Annotated in this window: 16 protein-coding genes and 1 tRNA gene; 10 read left to right on the top strand and 7 right to left on the bottom strand. The window is 69.2% G+C overall.

The annotated features are described in order from the left end of the window. Positions 1-60: 60 nt before the first annotated feature. From ABNF97_RS24060 to ABNF97_RS24025, 8 genes are all read left to right on the top strand, one after another. On the top strand, positions 61-1,047 hold the full coding sequence (locus ABNF97_RS24060; RefSeq protein WP_349339899.1) for a site-specific tyrosine recombinase XerD: 987 nt from the start codon (positions 61-63) through the stop codon (positions 1,045-1,047). 246 nt (positions 1,048-1,293) lie between these two features. After that, positions 1,294-2,223: an AAA family ATPase gene (locus ABNF97_RS24055; protein WP_130462466.1), complete on the top strand. Its 930-nt coding sequence runs from the start codon at positions 1,294-1,296 to the stop codon at positions 2,221-2,223. A 119-nt stretch (positions 2,224-2,342) separates the two neighbouring features. Then, positions 2,343-3,494, top strand: coding sequence for a segregation and condensation protein A (locus tag ABNF97_RS24050; protein WP_502930546.1), 1,152 nt, complete (start codon positions 2,343-2,345; stop codon positions 3,492-3,494). After that, on the top strand, positions 3,491-4,513 hold the full coding sequence (gene scpB / locus ABNF97_RS24045; RefSeq protein WP_349339889.1) for an SMC-Scp complex subunit ScpB: 1,023 nt from the start codon (positions 3,491-3,493) through the stop codon (positions 4,511-4,513). Before ABNF97_RS24050 ends, scpB begins: the two co-directional genes overlap by 4 nt. After that, on the top strand, positions 4,500-5,249 hold the full coding sequence (locus ABNF97_RS24040; protein WP_349339888.1) for a pseudouridine synthase: 750 nt from the start codon (positions 4,500-4,502) through the stop codon (positions 5,247-5,249). The genes scpB and ABNF97_RS24040 overlap by 14 nt, the downstream gene beginning before the upstream one ends. 269 nt (positions 5,250-5,518) lie before the next feature. Further along, complete coding sequence (gene cmk / locus ABNF97_RS24035; RefSeq protein ID WP_130462468.1) at positions 5,519-6,202, top strand: (d)CMP kinase; 684 nt, start codon at positions 5,519-5,521, stop codon at positions 6,200-6,202. 103 nt (positions 6,203-6,305) lie between these two features. Further along, the gene (gene der / locus ABNF97_RS24030) at positions 6,306-7,712 is read left to right on the top strand and encodes a ribosome biogenesis GTPase Der (protein ID WP_502930545.1); all 1,407 of its coding nucleotides are present in this window, start codon (positions 6,306-6,308) and stop codon (positions 7,710-7,712) included. Between the two features lie 227 nt (positions 7,713-7,939). Then, positions 7,940-8,013 (top strand) — tRNA-Pro (locus ABNF97_RS24025). 155 nt (positions 8,014-8,168) lie between these two features. Here ABNF97_RS24025 and ABNF97_RS24020 read toward each other — a convergent pair. Then, the gene (locus tag ABNF97_RS24020) at positions 8,169-8,513 is read right to left on the bottom strand and encodes a tyrosine-type recombinase/integrase (RefSeq protein ID WP_502930544.1); all 345 of its coding nucleotides are present in this window, start codon (positions 8,511-8,513) and stop codon (positions 8,169-8,171) included. 302 nt (positions 8,514-8,815) lie between these two features. Between ABNF97_RS24020 and ABNF97_RS24015 the strand changes: the two genes are divergently transcribed. Further along, positions 8,816-8,983 (top strand): hypothetical protein, encoded by a 168-nt coding sequence (locus ABNF97_RS24015; RefSeq protein WP_349339887.1) that lies wholly within the window; start codon positions 8,816-8,818, stop codon positions 8,981-8,983. Positions 8,984-9,001: 18 nt separating this feature from the next. Here the strand turns inward: ABNF97_RS24015 and ABNF97_RS24010 are convergent, their stop codons facing one another. The 6 genes from ABNF97_RS24010 to ABNF97_RS23985 all read right to left on the bottom strand — a co-directional run bounded on the left by ABNF97_RS24010 (position 9,002) and on the right by ABNF97_RS23985 (position 18,125). Then, positions 9,002-10,972, bottom strand: coding sequence for a right-handed parallel beta-helix repeat-containing protein (locus tag ABNF97_RS24010; protein WP_349339886.1), 1,971 nt, complete (start codon positions 10,970-10,972; stop codon positions 9,002-9,004). Positions 10,973-11,279: 307 nt separating this feature from the next. Further along, positions 11,280-13,370, bottom strand: coding sequence for a glycoside hydrolase family 36 protein (locus ABNF97_RS24005; RefSeq protein WP_349339885.1), 2,091 nt, complete (start codon positions 13,368-13,370; stop codon positions 11,280-11,282). A gap of 235 nt (positions 13,371-13,605) precedes the next feature. Then, positions 13,606-14,160, bottom strand: coding sequence for a DUF624 domain-containing protein (locus ABNF97_RS24000; RefSeq protein ID WP_349339884.1), 555 nt, complete (start codon positions 14,158-14,160; stop codon positions 13,606-13,608). A gap of 140 nt (positions 14,161-14,300) precedes the next feature. Next, positions 14,301-15,260, bottom strand: coding sequence for a carbohydrate ABC transporter permease (locus ABNF97_RS23995; RefSeq protein ID WP_349339883.1), 960 nt, complete (start codon positions 15,258-15,260; stop codon positions 14,301-14,303). 9 nt (positions 15,261-15,269) lie between these two features. Next, complete coding sequence (locus ABNF97_RS23990) at positions 15,270-16,340, bottom strand: ABC transporter permease (RefSeq protein WP_349339882.1); 1,071 nt, start codon at positions 16,338-16,340, stop codon at positions 15,270-15,272. A 93-nt stretch (positions 16,341-16,433) separates the two neighbouring features. After that, complete coding sequence (locus tag ABNF97_RS23985; protein WP_349339881.1) at positions 16,434-18,125, bottom strand: extracellular solute-binding protein; 1,692 nt, start codon at positions 18,123-18,125, stop codon at positions 16,434-16,436. A gap of 202 nt (positions 18,126-18,327) precedes the next feature. On the opposite strand from ABNF97_RS23985, the gene ABNF97_RS23980 reads away from it, so the two are divergent. Further along, a complete protein-coding gene (locus tag ABNF97_RS23980; protein ID WP_349339880.1) occupies positions 18,328-20,610 on the top strand; it encodes a glycosyl hydrolase family 95 catalytic domain-containing protein in 2,283 nt (760 codons plus the stop codon). Positions 20,611-20,754 lie beyond the last annotated feature (144 nt).

The following is a 20,754-nucleotide window of genomic DNA, read 5'->3' as shown; positions in this document are numbered from 1 at the left end:
CGCCCGGCAACCGCGCCGAAGGTCGCCGGTGACCCGGGCCGTCCGGGCGCCGGCCCGACCGTGCCGCCGCAGCCGGCCGGTGACGGACCCGAACCGTCACCGGCACTGCGCCGCGCCGTGCGCACCTACCTCGACCACCTCACCGTCGAGCGCGGGCTGTCCCGGAACACGCTCAGCTCGTACCGCCGGGACCTGGACCGGTATCTGGCGTCGCTCGCCGCCGGCGGCGTCGAGGACCTGGCGGCGGTCGGGCCGGCCGAGGTCGCCGCGCACGTGGCCCGGCTGCGGGCCGGGGCGGACGGGCACCCGCCGCTGGCGGCGGCGTCGGCGGCCCGGGCCGCCAGCGCGGTCCGCGGCCTGCACCGGTTCGCGGTCCGGGAGGGACTGGTCGGCCAGGACCCGAGCCGGGACGTACGCCCGCCGGTCCCGCCCCGTCGGCTGCCCCGGGCGCTGGAGGTCAGCGAGGTGGTCCGGCTGCTGGAGAGCGCCGGGGCGGTCGACGCCACCGGGCCCCGGGTCGCGCTGTCGCTGCGGGACCGGGCCCTGCTGGAGTTCCTCTACGGCACCGGCGCGCGGATCTCCGAGGCGGTCGGCGCGGCGGTCGACGACCTCGACCTGACCGACGGGTCGGTGCTGCTGCACGGCAAGGGGGGTCGGACCCGACTGGTGCCGGTCGGCGGATACGCCGCCGAGGCGGTGCGGGCCTACCTGGTGCGGGGCCGGCCGACGCTGGCCGCCGCCGGTAGGGGCGGGCCGGCGGTCTTCCTCAACGCCCGCGGTGGGCCGCTGTCCCGGCAGAGTGCCTGGACCATCCTGCGCCGCGCCGCCGCCCGGGCCGGGTTGCCGGTGGACGGTCCGCGCGCGGTCTCCCCGCACACGCTGCGGCACTCGTACGCCACCCACCTGCTCGACGGCGGTGCCGACGTACGGGTGGTGCAGGAACTGCTCGGGCACGCCTCGGTCACCACCACCCAGGTGTACACCTTGGTCACCGTGGACCGGCTCCGTGAGGTGTACGCCACCGCGCACCCCCGGGCGCGGGGCTGACCCGGGCGATCCCGGTCGCACCACCGACGGGGTACTGTCGGGCGGCGGGTGCGATTCCGGCCGGGTGGTGGCGGTCGGCGGCCGGCTCGACACGCCGAGACGGTGCCCACTACGGTGCTGCGACGTGGCGTAGAGTCGGGATCTGGCGAGGCCTCGTGAGGCGGCAATCGAGGTTCGCGGCGGCGCCGCACAGGACACCGTTCGGCTCCGACGCCGGGCAGTCGTCGGGAGGGGGCGTACGAGGACATGGCTGGAAACGGCGACCGTGCCGAGGCGTGGACCTCGACCTTGCGCGAGCAGCAGTCCGCCCTGGACCTCGGTGCCGAGTTGGGTCCAGCCGACCCGGCCGCGTACACGATGCGCAAGCCGATCCCGGAACCGATGCCCACCGACCGGCACGGACCGGCCCGGATCATCGCGATGGCCAACCAGAAGGGCGGGGTGGGCAAGACCACCACGACGATCAACCTGGGCGCCGCACTGGCCGAGTACGGTCGCCGCGTGCTCCTGGTCGACTTCGACCCGCAGGGTGCGCTCTCGGTCGGTCTGGGCGTCAACCCGCACAACCTCGACCTGTCGGTCTACAACCTGCTGATGCAGGACGACGTCACCGCCGAGGACGTGCTGATCAAGACGGATGTCGCCGGGCTGCACCTTCTGCCGGCCAACATCGATCTCTCGGCCGCCGAGATCCAGCTCGTCAACGAGGTCGCCCGGGAGATGGCCCTGGCCCGGGTGCTGAGGTCGATCCGCAAGGAATACGACTACGTCCTGATCGACTGCCAGCCGTCGCTGGGCCTGCTCGCCATCAACGCCCTGACCGTGGCCGACGGCGTACTGATCCCGCTGGAGTGCGAGTTCTTCAGCCTGCGTGGTGTCGCGCTGTTGCTGGACACCATCGACAAGGTCCGCGAACGGCTCAACTTCGACCTGGAGCTGGAAGGCATCCTCGCCACCATGTACGACAGCCGCACCACACACTGCCGTCAGGTGCTCCAGCGGGTGGTGGAGGCGTTCGGCGACAAGGTGTACCAGACCGTGATCACCAAGACGGTCAAGTTCCCCGAGTCCACGGTCGCCGGTGCGCCGATCACCACGCTGGATCCGGCCTCCTCCGGCGCCCGGAACTACCGCCAGCTCGCCCGAGAGGTGATCGCCGCGCAGGCCGAGCGGTAACCAGGTGGACGGTTCCGACCGGCGGCGGCCGGCGGTGGTGCGTTCCGGTTGTCCCGGCCCGGGTCGGCGCCCGCCTTGTCCAGGATCATCTCGTGCGAGACGGCACCGGAGCGGCGCTGATGGCTGACGGTCCGGAACCGGTGGACTACGGTCGTCGGGTGAGTTCCCCGCCCACCTCCCCGGCCGCGTCGGACCCGCGGCCGGCCCTGTCGGATCCATCGCGGTCCGTACCGGATCCGCTGCAGTCGGCACCCGGCGACACCCAGGCTGACGCTCAGCTCGGCGCTCAGGCCGGTCCCGAGGTCGTGGCCGAGGCGGCGGGTGGCTTCACCGTACGGCTGGCGAACTTCACCGGCCCGTTCGATCTGCTGCTACAGCTCATCGGCAAGCACAAGCTCGATGTGACCGAGGTCGCCCTGCACCGGGTCACCGACGAGTTCATCGCGTACATCCGGGCGATGGGGGACGACTGGGACCTGGACGAGGCGAGCGAGTTCCTCGTCGTCGCGGCCACCCTGCTCGATCTCAAGGCCGCCCGGCTGCTGCCGGCCGCCCAGGTCGAGGACGAGGAGGACCTGGCCCTGCTGGAGGCCCGGGACCTGCTCTTCGCCCGGCTGTTGCAGTACAAGGCGTACAAGGAGGCCGCCGGGCACATCTCCGAGCTGGAGACCATCGGCTCCCGTCGCTACCCCCGGGCCGTCGCACTGGAACCGCGGTACGCCGAGGCGCTGCCGGACCTGGTACTCGGGATCGGCCCGGACCGGCTCGCCGCGTTGGCGGTCCGGGCGATGACTCCGAAGAAGGCGCCCGTGGTCTCCATCGACCACGTGCACATGGTCCGGGTGAGTGTCCGGGAACACGCGGCGCTACTGCGCGACCGGCTCCGCCGGGCCGGGATCGCCACCTTCCGAGTACTCTGCGCCGACTGCGAGTCCACTCTTGAGGTGGTCGCCCGGTTCCTGGCCCTGCTGGAGCTGTATCGGGAGGGGCTGGTCGGCTTCGCCCAGGTGGAGGCGCTCGGCGAGCTGACCGTACGGTGGACCGGTCCCGAGGACGGCGGCGCCGAACTCGACATCGACGAGTACGCGGGCGCGCCGGCACCACCGGAGCGGCCCGCTGGCGACGACGGACCGGCGGCGGTACCGGTGGAGAGTGGCGACACCGGACCGGACCCGATCGACCCGGCCGGGGCGCCGACGGAGCCGGCCGGGATGCCGACGGAGCCGGCCGGAATGGCGACCGGGGACGAGACGCAGGAGGAAGCGCGGTGACCAGCGAAAAACGACCCGACTCGCTGGCCGAGCAGGCGGCGGCCTGGGTGCCACCGTGGGAACGGTCAGCAGGAGGCCGTTCGCCGCAGCGCTCCGCCGAGTCCGCCGAGTCCGCGGAGTCCGCTGAGGTTGCGGGGCCGGCCGAGTCCGCTGAGTTTGTGGGGCCGGCCGAGTCCGCTGAGTTTGTGGGGCCGGCCGAGCTCGCTGAATTTGCCGGGCCGGCCGAGTCCGCCGAGAGGGCTGAAATCGCCGAGTCGGCCGAGTCGGCCGAGTCGGGTGCCGGGGCGGTCTCGGCCGAGGACATGGCGGTCGCCGAGCAGCCGGGCGCGACGGCGGACGCTGAGGAACGCGGTGCGGAGCCAACCGAGGTGGTGGGCGTACCCGAGGATGCCGGTCCGGACGCGGCGGGTGGGCCGGCGGCGGCGCGGGTGCCCGACGGCGTCGGCCGGTCCGCCGGGGCGCTGGCGCTGATCGACGACGACGAGCTGCGCGGTGCCCTGGAGGCCATCCTGCTCGTGGTGGACGAGCCGGTCACCGAGATCCTGCTGGCGCAGGTGCTGGAGCAGCCGACCGAGCGGGTCTCGGCGATGCTGGAGCGACTGTCCGCCGGTTACACCTCGGCCGGGCACGGCTTCGAGTTACGGCGGGCGGCGGGTGGCTGGCGGCTCTACACCCGACCGGAGTACGCCGCCTATGTCGAGCGGTTCGTGCTGGACGGGCAGTCCGTCCGGCTGACCCAGGCGGCGTTGGAGACGCTCGCCGTGGTCGCCTACAAGCAACCGGTGACCCGGTCCCGGATTTCGGCCATCCGGGGTGTCAACTGTGACGGGGTGATCCGTACCCTGGTCACTCGCGGCCTGGTGGAGGAGTGCGGCACCGAACCGGAGAGCGGAGCGTTCCTGTACCGGACGACAACGCTGTTCCTGGAGAAACTCGGGCTGGACTCCGTCGCCCAGCTGCCGCCGCTGGCCCCGTTCCTGCCCGACGACGTGGAAGAGATAGCCGATGCCCCGCGATGACAGTTCCGATGCCCCCGCCGCGGAGCGCCTGCAGAAGGTGCTCGCCGCGGCCGGCGTCGGCTCCCGGCGTGCCTGCGAGGACCTGATCTTCCGGCGCCGGGTCACCGTCGACGGACGGGTCGCGCAACTCGGCGACAAGGTCGACCCGGCCACCGCCGTCATCCACGTCGACGGTGAGCGGCTGGTCACCGACACCCGGCTGGCCTACCTGGCGATGAACAAGCCACGTGGCGTGGTCTCGACGATGGCGGACGAGAAGGGTCGCACCGCGCTGGCCGACTTCCTCGGCCGGGTGGAGCAGCGTGTCTACCACGTCGGGCGGCTCGACGCCGACAGCGAGGGACTGTTGCTGCTGACCAACGACGGCACGCTGGCGCACCGGCTGATGCACCCGTCGTACGGGGTGCCGAAGACCTATCTGTGCGAGGTGGCGGGGCCGCTGTCCCGCACCGCCGGCCGTCGGCTGAAGGCCGGTGTGGAGCTGTCCGACGGCATGGTCCGGGTCGACGAATTCCGCTTGGTGGACACGCTGGGACGTACGGCCCAGGTGGAGTTGACCCTGCACGAGGGGCGCAAGCACATCGTCAGGCGGCTGTTGGAGGAGGTCGGGCACCCGGTGTCCCGGCTCATCCGTACCGCCATCGGTCCGATCCGGCTCGGCGACCTGCGGCCCGGGCGTACCCGCCGGTTGACCAATGCCGAGATCGCCGCCCTCTTCAAGGCGGTCGGTGACTGACCCGGGCCTCCTGGGTTTCCGTGGTTGGCCGTTCTCGCGCGGTTGCTGCGCTGGTGGTTGCCGGGGGCCGGTCCACCCGTCGGCGGTGGCGGCGGCGAGCGGCGGTGCTGGGTGTGTGGCTGGCCGCCGGCCTCAGGTGTCGGGCGCGGGCCGGTCCGGGGGACGGGGCATGATGGACGGCGACAGGTGGCGGCGCCGCCCCGGCCGGCTGCCCGGGTGAACTCGGCAGTACCGGGCATATCGCCCAGTGATCGGTGGAGGAGGAGACGGTGGCGGAGAAGGTACGGACCGGGCGATGTGTGGTTGCCGTGGATGGCCCCTCCGGTTCGGGGAAGTCGACCGTCTCCCGCCGGCTGGCGGGCGCACTCGACGCCCGCTACCTCGACACCGGGGCGATGTACCGGGCCGTCACCTGGGCGGTGCTGCGCTCCGGGGTCGACCCGCAGGACGCCGAGGCGGTGGCCAAGGTGGCGGGGGAGACCGACCTGAAGATCGGGGTGGACCCGCAGGCGCCGAGCGTGACCGCCGACGGCATCGCAGTCGACCGCGAGATCCGGAGCCCGGAGGTGACGGCTGCGGTCTCGGCGGTGTCGGCCGTGCCGGCGGTACGGGAACTGCTCGTCGCGCAACAGCGGGAGATGATCGACGCCGCCGGCCGGATCGTGGTGGAGGGCCGGGACATCGGCTCGGTGGTGGCACCCGACGCCGACCTCAAGGTGTACCTGACCGCCTCGGCCGACGCGCGGGCGCGACGGCGCAGCGCGGAGAACGCCGCCGACCTGGCCGCCACCGCCGCCGACCTGGCCCGGCGGGACCGGCTCGACTCCACCCGGACCGCGGACCCGCTGCGGCAGGCTCCGGACGCGGTGGTGCTGGACACCACCGCGCTGGGTATCGACGAGGTGGTCACGCGGCTGCGAGCCCTGCTCATCGAGCGGCGGCCGGGCCGGTGACCCGGTCGATCGGCGGAGCCGGTGCGGTAGTGGACAACCGGGCTGACACCCGGCGGAACGATGCCACCGGGATCTTCCGTGGTGGTGCAATCGAGGAGGCGGCGTGAACGCGGGGGACGGCTGGGTCGAGCTGCGGGAGCCGGATATCGTCGACGAGGCCGAGCCGACCGGCCCGGTGCCGGTGGTGGCCGTGGTCGGGCGACCCAACGTCGGTAAGTCGACGCTGGTCAACCGGATCATCGGTCGCCGGCAGGCGGTGGTGGAGGACACTCCCGGGGTGACCCGGGACCGGGTGCCGTACGACGCGCAGTGGTCGGGACGACAGTTCACCGTGGTCGACACCGGCGGCTGGGAGCCGGACGCGAGGGATCGGGCCGCCGCCATCGCCGCGCAGGCCGAGAATGCCGTCGCCACGGCCGACGTGGTGCTGTTCGTGGTCGATGCCACGGTCGGGGCGACCGACGTCGACGAGGCCGCCGTACGCATGCTCCGGCGCAGCGCCAAGCCGGTGCTGCTGGTCGCGAACAAGGCCGACAACACGGCCGTGGAGATCGAGGCGACCTCGTTGTGGTCGCTCGGTCTGGGCGAGCCGCGGCCGGTCTCCGCGCTGCACGGCCGGGGCTCCGGTGACCTGCTCGACGCGATCCTTGAGGCATTGCCGGACGCGCCGCCGGTCACCGAGGCGGGCCCGCGCGGGCCACGCCGGGTGGCCCTGGTCGGCCGCCCCAACGTCGGAAAGTCCAGCCTGCTCAACCGGCTCGCCAAGGAGGAGCGGGCGGTGGTCGACGCGGTCGCCGGCACCACGGTCGACCCGGTCGACAGCCTGGTGGAGATCGGCGGCGAGGTGTGGCAACTGGTGGACACCGCCGGGCTGCGCAAGCGGGTCGGCAAGGCCAGCGGCACGGAGTACTACGCGAGCCTGCGTACCGCCGCCGCGATCGAGGCGGCCGAGGTGGCGGTGGTGCTGCTCGACGCCAGTAAGCCGATCAGCGAGCAGGACCAGCGGATCCTCAGCACGGTCACCGAGACCGGCCGAGCCCTGGTGATCGCGTTCAACAAGTGGGACCTGGTCGACGCGGACCGCCGCTACTACCTGGACAAGGAGATCGAGCGGGAGCTGCGTCGGATTCCCTGGGCGATCCGGATCAACGTCTCGGCCAAGACCGGGCGGGCGGTGGACAAGCTCGCGCCGGCGCTGCGTACCGCGCTGGCCAGCTGGGAGACCCGGGTTCCGACCGGGCAGCTGAACCAGTGGCTCACCGCGCTGGTGCAGGCGACCCCACACCCTGTGCGGGGAGGCCGGGCACCTCGGGTGCTCTTCGCCACCCAGGCCGGCACCTGTCCTCCCCGGTTCGTGCTCTTCACCACCGGCCCGTTGGACGCCGGCTACCAGCGCTTCGTCGAACGCAAGCTCCGCGAGGAGTTCGGCTTCGCGGGCAGTCCGGTGGAGGTGTCGGTACGCCCCCGCAAGAAGGTCGGTGCCGGCGGGCGGGGCAGGCCGCACGGCTGAGTCCGCCGCCAGCCCACGGTCAGCACACCTCGTTCAGCGCCGCTGCCCCACGACAAGCGGACCCCGGGACAATGACCTATCTTCCTAGGATGATGTAGGGGTGGTGATCGGGTGTGCGCCCCGGTGCCGCCGGGCCGGTTCGGACGAGGGGGACGGTGGGCCGTTGCGCGTCCGAACGGGTCCTGCGCTACGCTGTACCGGCTGTCGCACGGAGCGCCGGGCGGGAGCGGGACGTGGCGCAGTTTGGTAGCGCACTTGACTGGGGGTCAAGGGGTCGTCGGTTCGAATCCGGCCGTCCCGACAGACAGAAAGCCCTGACCAGCAGAAACGCTGGTCAGGGCTTTAACATGTGTCTATGGAGTTTTGAACCTCCCCCCGAATACCCCCCTTTTACGGGTGTCGGCAACCAGGTTTGTCATCCGTGTGCATCGTTGCGTCCTGCAGCTTCGGGGGCCATCAGGGGGCGGTGCCGAGGCGTTCAAGGATCTCGGAGACGTCCGGGGCTTGGACGGGCTTGGCGATGTAGTAGGCGTCGGTGACCTCCTCGCTGGAGTGTCCAAGCTGCGCCGACGCGCTCCTGGTGTCCGCCTTGTGCTTGATAAGGGTGGCGACGGTCTTGCGGAAGGTGTGTGGGGTGACCCAGGCGAGGTCGGTGTCGGCACGGGCTTGGCGCCACTGACGACGGACGTTGTTGGGGGAAAGCCATGTGCCGCGTCGGGAGGCGAAGATCGCATCGTGGAGGTTGTCGGCGGCGACGACTTTGCGGGCCAGCAGCATGCCGACCGCGAACCGAGGCAACACGACCATCCGATAGCCGGCGTCGCTCTTGGTCCAGGGTTGCCGGAAGAAGGAACGTCGTCCAGGTGGTGGCGGTGCGCTGGGGCGCCGGGTCGATACCGGCCTGCTGCAGGAATTCCCAGACGGTGGAAGCCGCGACCTGCACACCCAGGATGAGCAGTTCGCCGTGGATGCGGCGGTAGCCCCATGTGGTGTTTTCGCGGGGCCAGGCGTAGCACCAGCTGGCGGATTGACCGCACGGTTCGTGGCCGTCCGCCCCGCCGGGGTCGGGAGATTCCGGCATGCCGGCGGGCGATCAGGTCACGATGCCAGCGCATCACGGTTTCCGGGCGGACCAGCAGCCGCAGGCCGTGCAGCATGTCGCGCGGCAGTCGGTGCAGCAGGGCGGCCAGCCACGCCCGGTCAGCTGGGGTGAACCGTACCCGTTCGCCGTGCAGTTGCCGTTGGAGGATCATGACCTGGTGGCGCGCTGAGGCACTCCGGGGCCGGACCTAGCGCCGGCCCGCCGGTTCTGGCGCGGCGAGTATCCGGATGACGGGCGCCGATGCGGCGAACGGCCCGGGCACAACCTCACCTCGGAGGATCCCACAGAGGTCGGCGCTCAGGTCCAGATCAGACCCGTCGGGGTTGGTGTAGCCCATCTCGGCTTGGTAGCTGGTCCCGAGGCGCTCGGTGGTCACCGGGGCGACCACGTGTGTGCCGCCCGGGTGGGTCACCTCGACGCGAAGGGTGCCGGCTGCGGTGTCGAGCACCTCGACGCGCACGGGTGATGCGCTTGTGATGATGGCCGTGGGTTCCGCGCGGAACGGCTCGGCGCCCTCCGCGTAGAGGTTGCCCTCGACCCAGACCGAGAGGCGCGGCCCGGCCAGCGCGCTGCCGTCCTCGTTCGGGTACTCCTTCGCCGTGGGGTAGGCGTCGTACTGCGAGGTGCCCACCGGGGTGGGCACGAAGGTGGCCTGCCCGGGCACGCCGTCCATGTCGATCGCGCCGGACCAGAAGCTCGCGAGCGTCGGCTCCGACTGCGGTTCGGTGTGCTCGGCGCGCGCGCGGTCGCCGACGAAGACGTTGTTGTAGAACCGGTTGTCTCCACCGAGGATGTTCGATACTCCGTAGACGGCCGTGGAGTGCGGCAGGTGGTACGGGGTGTACCGCTGGTGCTCAGTGCAGTTCGCGATGCGACCGGCGATGTAGTTGTGCACGTAGGCGCCGCCGGTGGACATGTCCTTGACCGCCCACGGGGACAGGAAGAGGTTCGAGTCCACGAGGTACGGGCCGTGGCAGACCTCGACCATGAAGTCTTCGGCGGTGGAGGCGTAGAAGACGTTGCGCCGCACCAAGGTGCCCTGGGCCTGCCAGTCGAGCCACAGGGCTCGGTGCGTGTGATGGATGGTGTTTCCGCTGATCACGGTGTCGATCGCGGCATGCAGCTTGATGCCGGCTACCTCGGCGCCGTGCCACTGTCGCTTCACGTGGATGCGGGAGATGTGGTTGTCGCTGATGGTCGAGAACGCCGCCCCCAGGTGCCCGACGATGCCGGCCTGCTCGCAGTCCCGGATTGTGTTGCGGCGCACCGTGTGGGAGCCGACGTGGTCCCGGTCCCACGGGTGCGGCTCGCCTGCGGCGGGCCCGCGCAGGGCGAGCGCCCGCTGGATCACCTCGCGCTCGCGCTGTGTGCCGCCCTTGGCGCCCTTCGGCCCTGCGGCCGCCTCGTTCTGCCCGGTGCTGGCCTCTTTGCCCAGCGAGACGCCGACGTTCTTCGAGTCGGTGATCGTGTTGTCCTCGATCACCCAGCCCTTCGACCAGTGCGGGCCGATCAGGCCCTCCTGCAGCGCCGTGGGCGGGGCCCACTGCGTGGCGGCCTTCGTCAGGGTGAAGCCGCGCACCGTAATGTGGTCGATGCCCGTGGCGGCGGGCCAGAAGACGAACGTGCGCGCGTTGATCTCGATCTGGTGCTCCGCCGGGTCGGCGCCCCCGAAGTTCGCCCAGATCGTGGTGACGTCGTCGCCCACCTCGGAGTACCAGGTCAGCAGCGAGCCCGCGTGGTCGAACGAGTCCACGGTGACCTCGGGGCGCTCGACGCCGGCCATGGTCAGCGACTCGTACAACGACTTGCCGTCGAGATACACCTCGCCCGTGTGCCAGGTGTTGACCTGGTCGAAGAACCAGTCCCCACCGATGCGCTCGAGGTACGGGTTGCGCGACCCGAACAGGGAGTTCGGCACGGTCGCCACCCAGACCCGGCCCGCCGAGCCCGCGCGCGGATGCCAGTCGGCGATCACCTCAGCACCCGAGATCGTCACCGTTTCGAACAGGCCGTCCGCGCCCAGCGCAGCCTGGTAGGTGATCGGCGCAGCAGCCGTACCGCCGCGCGGCGGGTTCACCCACTCGCGGTACACGCCTTCGTGCACGACGACGGTGTCCCCCGGCTGAGCCAGCGCCGCGGCAGCACCGATCGTGAGCAAGGGGGCCTCCGCGGTTCCGGCGGCGGTGTCGGAACCAGACTTCGCGACGTGCAGCTCCACGCCGGGAACCTCAGCCTCAGGGACGGGGAAAGTAAGAGCGCTGCTGACCATTGATGATTTCCATTTCTAGAGTTTCTATCGATACCTAGACTCGCAGAGCGCCGTACGATCAGAAACTGCCGTCGCCACCCACCCAGTGCACCACTCGTTCTGCATTTGGAGTCCACCTGAGGGCTGCGGCACCCGACTCCGAAGTTGCGCGGCCAACCGTACGGCAGCCGGCGCGGACCGGGATTCCCGGCATATCTCACTCGATCTGCGTGAGCACCAATGCCGCGGCAGAGAACGGCTCATCCAGCTCCACGGCTACTAGTTCCTCGGTCAGCTTGACCACGATCTCGCGGTGGGAGTAGAGGTCGCTGACCTCGTACCTCCCCGGTGGCAAAGGAACCTCGATCGGAGTTCGCTCAGCGGCTCCGAACCGGTGGGCGACGACCAGGATCTGGGCGCCGTCGTTGGACAATCGCCGGACTGCCTGCCACCCTTCGGGGTGCCGATAGCTCCTCACCTTTGGTCCGAACCGGTGACTGACACCGTTCTTGATCACCGGGACCGCCGACCTGTAGAAGGAGATTGCCCGGGAGACCACAGCCCACTGCTCGTCACTCAGTTCGTGGATCTCGCCCGATAGGCACATCCGGCCGAGCATGGTCGCGGTGAGCGAGTACGCAAGCCGCTGTGGGGAGTCCTGCGTGCGCAGCACTGCCCAGATCTGGCTCTGCCGCGGGAGCAGTGCGCGTTGCACGTTGGCGGCGATGATGGGGATCTCCGCGCACTCGTGGGCGTCCGAGAAGGACGACATGCTTGTGAGGGCCAGCATCGAGGGCTCCAGCCGGTGGCCGCCAGACGCGCAGTTCTCAATCACGAGCTCCGGCATCTCCTCGCGGATCATCCGGAAGAAGTCCTGGACTGCGGCCATCTGCTGTCGCAACCCCTCGCCGAGGGACTCTGCTCCGTCGCACCCGATTCCGATGCTGTTGTTGTAGTCGACTTTGAGATAGCCGAAGCCGTTGGCCTTGAGGAAGTCGATCATCCGCTCTTTGAGGTACCCGATCACGAACGGGTCGCGGAAGTCCCAGAAGCGCCGGTCGCCTACGGTGACGGGGACGCCGTCGCGCTTGAGCAGGTGGTCGGTCAGCGTGAATGACGTGGCCCGGGAGCCGACCGTCTCGAACTCGAACCAGATGCCGGGGATCATCCCGGCGGACCGCATGTGATCAAGCGCCTCGGTCAGCCCGTCGGGGAACGTTCGGCGGTCCAGTTCCCAGTCGCCGTGACCGTTGAACCATTCACTGCCCTCGGCCTTGTACCAGCCGCTGTCGATGACGAGATATCGGATCCCTTTGCCCGAAATCCGGTCGACGATCGCCCCAAGGTTCTGCGGCGACGGCGAACCCCAGGTGGTGCAGTATTCGTTGAAGATGACGGGCAGAGCCTCTTCGACCGCCGGCACATCCAGGAAGAGCTGGTGGCGAGCCGTCAACCGGTGGGCGGCGTCGTCCACTCCACCCTGCGTGACCGTCAGGTACGCGACGGGGGTACGGAACTCCTCCCCGGGAGCCACGCTCTTCGTCCAGTGGCCCAGCTCACGGTCCGCTAGCCCGCCCGACAGGTTGAGGGCGGCGTCCGTCCGGCCCAGCTCGATCTGCCACGAGGCCGGGTGGGCAATCTGCACGCCCCAGCAGACGCCAGCGCGGCTGTCCTCGACGAACGCCGTCGGGAAGAACCCGTGCACCGGCCAAGATCCGACCTGACCGAAGCGCAGACACCGATCCCAGCTGGCCCAGGCCGGCTCCAGGCTCAGGTCCTCGATGTGGTCAGACACCAGACGCCCCTCGCCCGACCAGGCGCTGCGCAGCCTGTGCAGGATCAGATCGCCGGGGGCGTCGCCCCCGGCGAAGGGTGTCAGGCCAGTGAGCGAGAACGACGAGAGCAGCTCTAGCGTCGCCGTGTCCGGTCCCTCGTTGCGAAGGACAGCAAATGAGTCCAGCGCGGCCTCGCCCGATTGCCACCGCAGATGGTGTTCGACGAGGCACCCTTGGTGCGTGCGCAGGAGGGTCACGACCGTGACACCGGCATCGGTCGTGTCCTCGCGCTGCGACTCGACGGTGAGCGTGGCGACAGTGCCTCCGTTCCGCAACGAACGACCGGCCGAACCGCCCGGGTATGTGTCACCGAGGGTCTTGATCTGCACGAGCGAGTCGATGGCAGACGACGTCTCGGCGATCTGGCCTGCCATTGCGGCCGGGAAGAGCATCAGTCCCACCGGCCCGCCCGGACCAGGCTGCATGTAGCGGGCGATCGTGTCCCCGAGGACGTAGTCCTTCAGGACCTCCACAACTACTCCTTTCAAGACCGTGTCGACGTAGCACCCAGCGGTGGCCGCGATTGGGGGAGATGATGGCAGAGGTCGTGCCGACGGCAGCGGCGCTCTCGGCGGTGGTGGTCGACGCGCCCGCGATGAGGTTGCGCAGGAAGAGCGACAGCGGGAAGAGGTTGTTGGTGTCGTCGAGGTAGAGGAATGCATGACGGAGCCTCACCCCGACCCAACTCAGGTCCACGGCTGGAGAGCGTCAGACCTCCGCCTCCTTCGGCTCCAGTTGCACGTACCCCCGGGCGACGAAGAACCGCTCGAGCAGGTAGCACCACCACAGGAGGATCAGGCCGGGCGCCACGAACACCGCGGGCATGAAGTTCCAGATGGCGACGCCCCCGAGGACCACGGCGATCCCGAGCAGGAACGTCAGGCTGGGCGTCGTCAGCCCCAAGGTGAGCCCGTTGCGCACCTGGCGCCAGGTGGGGTTGGTGAAGCGGGCTTCGAGGGGGAGGCACCAGAAGATCAGGAGCAGGAGGAAAAGTCCGACGACCATGAGCGGCACCCAGATCTCGGCCAGCCCGAGAGTGGGCAGGTAGGAGAGCGTGAGGATGCCGACGGCCGCGACCAGGACGGCCAGCAGGCCGATGACGGTCGCCTGCCTCCAGCTCTGCCGCAACGCCTTCGTGGCGATGGCCCAGAGGCCTGCGTCCTTGCCCAGGACGTACCGGCGGCAAAGCTCGTAGGCGACAACCGTTCCCGCTCCCGCCGTCACGACAAGGCCGAGGCTCACGAGCCACAACAGGCTGATCACGATGACGGAGCCGAGCGCGTCCAGGATGCGCCACAGTCGCGATGCGGGGTTGAAGCGGAAGATGATCGGGGCCTTTCGGTGCGGAGTTGCGGGTCCTGAGGACGGGGTCGGCCTCCCGCGTGTGCGGAAGGCCGACGCCATCAGCCCTTCACGGAGCCGATCATGAGACCGGACACGAAGTGCTTCTGCAGGAACGGGTAGACGAACAGGATGGGGACGGCCGCCACCATGGCGATCGCCGACCGCAGCGCGATCGGTGTGGTGATCTGCCCGCCGTGTGCCGCGGCCGCGTCGCCCCCGGCGTTCGCGACGTTCACGCCGGCGTTCATCGAGCTCGCCAGCAGCTTCTGCAGCTCGTACTGCAGGGTGGTCAACGCCGGATCGCCCGAGTTGTAGAGCAGGGTGTCCAGCCAGGAGTTCCAGCTGCCGACGGCCACGAACAGACCCACCACGGCCAGCGCGGGTTTGCACAGCGGCATCACGATCTGCCACCACGTGCGGAACTCGCCCGCGCCGTCCATCCGTGCCGACTCGAAGATCTCGTCGGGGATCGACTTCATGTACGTGCGCAGGATGATCAGGTTGAACGCGCTGATGATCGTCGGCACCCAGTAGGCCTGGAAGCTGTTCAGCATGCCCAGGTCCTTGATGAGCAGGTAGTTGGGGATCAGCCCGGCGTCGAAGTACATCGTCAGCACGAAGATCAGCGTGATCGGGCGGCGGAAGATGAACTCCTTGCGGCTGAGCGCGTAGGCGAGCATCGAGGTGAAGAACAGGTTTGTCGCCACCACCACGACCGTCTTCAGGACGCTGATGAAGAACGCCTGGTAGATCGTGTGCATATTGAACACGACCTTGTAGTTCTGCAGCGAGAAGTCCCGAGGCCAGATGCCGATCCCGCCACGGACGGCGTCCGAGCCGTCGTTCAGGGAGATGGCGAGCGTGTTCAGCAGCGGGTAGAGCATGATCGCCGCGAGGGCCAGCAGGAAGGTCGTGTTGAGCGTCGTGAAGATGATCCGCTCGATCGTCCATTTGTGAAGCGGTGAACTGTTTCGTGATGCGCGCCGAGCCAGAGGCTTCGTGACAAGGGTGCTCGACATGAAGTCCTCCTAGACCAGCGTCTCTTGGTTGAGGCGCTTGGCCGCCAGGTTCGCCGAGCCCACCAGGATGATGGCGACGACGGTCTTGAAGATGCCCGCGACGACGGCGAGGTCGTAGTTGCCCAACTGGTAGCCGTAGCGCAGCACGAAGACGTCGATGGTCTCGGCCCTTTCGGAGATCAGGCCGTTGCCGAGGAAGTACGGCAGCTCGAAGTTCGTGGACAGGATCCAGCCGGCGTTGATGATGAGCAGCACGACGATCGTGGGCCTGATGCCCGGCAGCGTGATGTGGAACATCTTGCGATAGCGGCCTGCTCCGTCGACCTCGGCGGCCTCGTACAGGCCCGGGTCGATCGCGGTAATCGCGGCCAGGTAGAGGATCGTGTTCCAGCCCAGCTCCTTCCACAGGCTCGTCCCGGCGACGATCTGCCAGAAGTAGTTCGGCTCGGTCAGGAACAGGACCGGCTGGTCGACGAGGTGCAGGCTCATGAGTGCCTGGTTGATGAACCCGCCGGACGACGGCAGCGACAGCGCCACCGACGCCAGGCTCGCCACGATCACCCAACTGAGGAAGTGGGGCATGTACGTGATGTTCTGCATGATCCGCTTGAACGGAGCGTTCTTGACCTCGTTCAGCAGCAGCGCCAGGACGATGGCCCCGAGGGTACCGACGGTCAGGGTCAGGACCGACTGTCCAATCGTGTTGATCACGACCCGGAAGAACCGCTCACCCATGACACCGGTGAACAGGTTGTAGAAGTTCTCGAGGCCCACCCACTGCTGGTTCCATAGGCTGCGGTCACCCGGCCAGGGGCTGCTGCCGCGAGCCGGCTTGAAGTTCTGGAAGGCGATCGCCCAGCCGTAGACCGGGACGTACTTGAACAGGATCTGGTACAGCAGCAGCGGGACGGCCATCGCGAGCAGGGCTCGCTGCGCCCAGACCAGGTCCCAGGTGATCTTGCGCTTGGGATCCTTCGCTGCATTTCTTCGGGCCTTGCGGTTCTGGGCACGCGAACTGCTCGCGGGCTCCGGTTCGAGCCCGGTGGCGGTCACAAGGGTGCTGACCGTGGCGTCCGTCATCTGTCAAACCTTGTCGTCAGGAGCAGTGGGTGGTAATCGAGAACGCGTCGTGGTGAGGGGCGCACGCCCCCCACCACGACTGCTCGCAGACTGTTACCAGTCGGCCAGACGCTGCTTGATGCCAGCGTTGATGGCGTCCTCGTACGCCTTGACGTTGATCTTGTGGATGGCGTCGACGTAGGCCGCCCATTTCGCCTCGAAGTCGGCGGGCTTGCCGGCGATGATCTTCGGCAGGTGCTGCACGCTGGCGTCGGTCAGCTGCTGGTTGACCTGGTTGGCTTCGTCGGAGAGCGTGATGTTCCACGCCGGGTAGTACTTGGGGTTCTCCACCTGCGGGTTCATGAACTCAACCCAGGTCTTCTTGCCGTACTTCTCCATGAACTTCTTGTCGTAGTCGCTCAGCGTCGCGAAGAACTCGGCGGGCTGGTCGTCGGGGCTGTAGGCGTTGCCGTCGGAGAACTTGCCGTTGCGCTTGGGCAGCACGTCGAGCAGCGCGACGAGACGGTTGGAGGCACGCCAGGTGATGTCCTTGTAGTTCTTCCGCTGCTCGTCCGTGCGGGAGAAGACGCCGTCGGCGCCGACCTGGTAGTCCTCGCCCGCGATGCCCCAGGAGAGAATCTTCTGCCATTCCTCGCTGAGCATGGTGTCGAGGAACTTCAGTGCCTTCTTCGGCTGCTTGCTGGAGACCGAGACGCCGAACCCCTGGTTGGTGTTCATGACGGGACGGTCGGCGTAGTAGGGCTTCGCCCCGTCGTAGACGGGCATGAGGGGCACGTAGGTGTACTCGTCCTTGCCGGCGCTCTGCAGCGACTGGGTGGCGGTCCCGAAGTTCCAGCCCTGGTCGTGCATGCCGAGGACGGCGCCGGTGGCCAGCTTCGCGGTGTACTGGTCGAACGTCAGGGTGAAGGACTCGGGGTCGACGAGACCCGAGTTGTACTTCTCGTTGAGGACCTTGTAGAACTTCTTCGCGATGTCCTTGTCGGCGTAGATCGACGCGTGGTTCTCGCTGTCGACGATGACGCCACCGTTGTTCGGGTGGCCTGCCAGCTGCGCCGGCGGGTTGGTCATGCCCCACTCACGGCCCGTGGACGCCAGAACCTCGAAGCCGACGGTCGGGGCGCCGTCGGTCTGGGGGTGCTTCGCCTTGTAGTCCGAGATGAGCTGGAAGTAGCGGTCGAGCGTCATGTTGTTGAGGTCCGGGTAGCCGGCGTCCGCGAGCACACGCTTCTGGATCCAGAACGCGGGACCGTAGTAGGTGCCGCCCGTGACGCCGCCGTAGAAGCGGTTGTAGTTCGGGAAGATGTACAGGCCCTTGTCCACCTCGTCGCCCGAGTAGCTCATCTTCTTGTAGCCCTTGACGTGCTCGGCGAGGTTGGGGTAGTCCCCGGTGGCCAGCATGTCGTCCAGGCGCAGGAGAGCCCCGCCCTCCAGGAGGCGCAGCTTCAGGTCGGTGGTGCCGACGAGGTCGGGGTACTCACCGCCCGCGAGCATGACACCGATCTTCTGGTCCACGTTGTCCGGCGTGACGATCTCGTACTTCAGGGTGACACCGAGCTTCTCCTTGAGCAGCTTGGTGATCTTGTTGTCGGGTGCCGGGGCCTGCTCGGCCGACGTGATCCAGACCGAGAGCGTCGTCGGGTCGCTGGGGGTCAGCACTCCCGAATCGTCCTTGTCCGCGCTGTCCGGCGTGCAGGCAGCCAGGGCGATGAGTGCTGTGGCCGCGGCGGCCACGGTGAGCCGCCGCCCGGCCCGGCGCGGGACGCCGAGTTTGAAATGATGCTTCATGTCTCTCCTTTGAGGAAACTGTCCGGGCGATGCTGGCCGGAAGCTGTGCGCTGCGGACGTGAGAGGGGGCCTCGCGTCCTCATCCCGTCGCGATTCCGTCGCGATTTTAGCGATAAAGTAGAGATGGGATCGCGTGCCGTCAAGCCCTCGCGCACGCACCGAGACGACACCGTGACGTCTCGGTCCACCCGCAAGGAGCCGCATGCGCCACACCCTCCAGAACGACGCCCCCGCCGACGGGTTCGCCGACTGCTACCTGCTCGGTAACGGTGCCCTGGGCGCCGCCGTTCACGGCCGCCCGGGCACCGAGCGTCTCGACCTCAACCTCGACACGCTCTGGTCCGGGGGGCCCGCCGCCCCCGCGGTTTGGGGCGACCCGGGAGACGTGGCGCCGTTGCGTGCGGCCGTGGCCGCGGGCGATCATCGGCTAGCCGACGAACTCGCCCGGGCGCTGCAGTCGGACCGCTGGGTGCAGGCGTTCCAGCCCCTCGGATGGATCGAGTGGGAGCATGATCGGGCCCAGAGCGGCAAGACCTCGGCGGCGTACCGGCGCAGCCTCGACCTGTCCGCCGCGGTCGCGGTCACCGACGCCGGCACCGGTGTCCGGCTCGAGACCTTCGTGTCCGCTTTCGACGACGTGCTCGTCGCCCGCGCCGACGGCGCGCCGACCGCCGCGCCGCTTCTGTGCAGCCCGCACCCCGTGCGCACGACGTCGTCCACACGGTCCGGGGTCACGTGGGTGACCATGTCGGGACGGGCGCCCGCGAACGTCCTGCCGCACTACGTGCCGGACGACCTGCCAGTCGTCTACGCCGACGACGCTTCCGACGAGGACGGACTCGTCGACGCCGGCATGGGGTTCGCCCTCGTCGTAGCGTGGGTTCCGGACGAGCGGGGCGGGCGCCTCGTCGCCGCCGCCGAGAGCGGGTTTCGCGGGTGGCGGGCCAGGCCAAGCGCCGATGTCGTCGCGCTCGCGCAGGTAGCCCGTGCGCGCGTCGAGGCGGCCCTCGGCCTCGGCGTCCACGAGCTGCGAGCGCGCCACGTGCGTGCCCACCGGGCCCTGTGGGAGCGCTGCGAGCTCGACCTGTCAGCCTCTGCTGCGAGCAACCCGCACGCGAAGAAGGCGGAGCTCTACTTTGACCTCGGCCGCTACCTGCTCGTGGCCGGTTCGCGCCGCGGGACCCAGCCGCTCACGCTCCAGGGCATCTGGAACGCCGACGTCCGCCCGGCCTGGAGCAGCAACCTCACCACCAACATCAACACCCCGATGAACTACTGGGGCGCGGAGGCGACAGGGCTGGGTGAGCTGCACGAGCCGCTGCTTGACCTCGTCGCGGACCTGCTCGATGCGGGACGGCGAACGGCGCACGAGACGTACGGCGCCCGCGGGGCGTGCGTGCACCACAACACCGACCTGTGGCGGTTCACCGATCCTGTGCCGGGTTTGCCGCAGTGGGTGAACTGGGCGTCGGCCCTGTGGTGGCTGACGGACCACGCGGTCCAGCACCACGCCTACCTCCCGCCCGGGCCCGAGGCCGAGTCGGTCCTGGAAGACCGTGTGCTTCCCGCCCTGCGGGCGTGCGCCGCGTTCGCGCTCGACATGCTCGTCCCGCACGCCGACCGCGCGCTCGTGGTCAGCCCGTCGTCCTCCCCGGAGCATGCGTTCCTCGCCGAGGGCGAGCCCTACGCCGTGACCTGGGGCAGCGCGATCGACCAGGAGCTCGTCCATGACGTCCTGACCCGCACCGTGGAGCTTGTCGGAGGCCACGGCCGGGATGCTGAAGACGCCGACCTCGTGTGCGAGGCGCGCGCCGCGCTGGGAAGGCTGCGTGCGCCCGCGACGTTCGGCGGCGTCCGGGGAGAGTGGGCGGACGACCTCGAGCCGCAGGAGCCCGGGCACCGGCACCTGTCTCACCTCTACGGAGTCTTTCCTGGCAGTCGGTGGGCCGCCGGCGAGCCAGACGAGGACATCGAGGCGTCACGCGCCGCGCTCTCGCTTCGCCTTGCCGAAGGCTCAGGCTACACCGGGTGGAGCCAGGCGTGGGTGTTGTGTCTCGCCGCGCGGCTGCGTGACGGGGTGCTCGCCGAGCGCGCGATCGAGACGCTCCTCGGCCCGCTGTCGTCCCGCTCGCTGCTCGACCTGCACCCGCTCGAGGGATGGCCCGGCGGAGCGGTCTTCCAGATCGACGGGAACCTCGGTGCGGTCGCCGGCATCGCCGAGCTCCTGGTGCAGTCGCACCACGAGGTCGTCACGATCCTGCCGGCATTGCCCGCCGGATGGCCATCGGGGCACGCACGCGGACTGCGCGTCCGGGGCGGTGACGTCGTCGATCTCGAGTGGCGGGACGGGGTGCTGTCGAGCGTTGTGCTCCACGCCTCGGCGACGCGTGAGGTGACCATCGACGTGCCCGGAGACGGACAGGTGCGCATCAGACGCAGAATGTCGCTGCGGGCCGGCGAGACGGTGACCGTGGTGGCGCCGTAGGCGTTCGATGGTGCCGGACCCGTCACTGGGTCACCAGAAGTTTGCCCCATCAGCTCGGTGGACGTACTTGCCATGAAACGTTTTATCGATAATATGACGGCGCTCCCGCAGTGTGGCCAGGCGGCGAGCGTCTCGTCAGGGGTT

Origin of the sequence: Plantactinospora sp. B6F1 (assembly GCF_040120695.1) — a bacterium.
GTDB lineage: Bacteria > Actinomycetota > Actinomycetes > Mycobacteriales > Micromonosporaceae > Plantactinospora.
This window is presented reverse-complemented; position numbering and strand designations above follow the sequence as displayed.

Coding starts and splice junctions, on each gene's coding strand:
- ABNF97_RS24055 (WP_130462466.1), top strand. CDS start 1,294: ATGGCTGGAAACGGCGACCGTGCCGAGGCGTGGACCTCGACCTTGCGC.
- ABNF97_RS24050 (WP_502930546.1), top strand. CDS start 2,343: ATGGCTGACGGTCCGGAACCGGTGGACTACGGTCGTCGGGTGAGTTCC.
- ABNF97_RS24040 (WP_349339888.1), top strand. CDS start 4,500: ATGCCCCGCGATGACAGTTCCGATGCCCCCGCCGCGGAGCGCCTGCAG.
- ABNF97_RS24015 (WP_349339887.1), top strand. CDS start 8,816: ATGCCAGCGCATCACGGTTTCCGGGCGGACCAGCAGCCGCAGGCCGTG.
- ABNF97_RS23995 (WP_349339883.1), bottom strand. CDS start 15,260: ATGTCGAGCACCCTTGTCACGAAGCCTCTGGCTCGGCGCGCATCACGA.
- ABNF97_RS23990 (WP_349339882.1), bottom strand. CDS start 16,340: ATGACGGACGCCACGGTCAGCACCCTTGTGACCGCCACCGGGCTCGAA.
- ABNF97_RS23985 (WP_349339881.1), bottom strand. CDS start 18,125: ATGAAGCATCATTTCAAACTCGGCGTCCCGCGCCGGGCCGGGCGGCGG.
- ABNF97_RS23980 (WP_349339880.1), top strand. CDS start 18,328: ATGCGCCACACCCTCCAGAACGACGCCCCCGCCGACGGGTTCGCCGAC.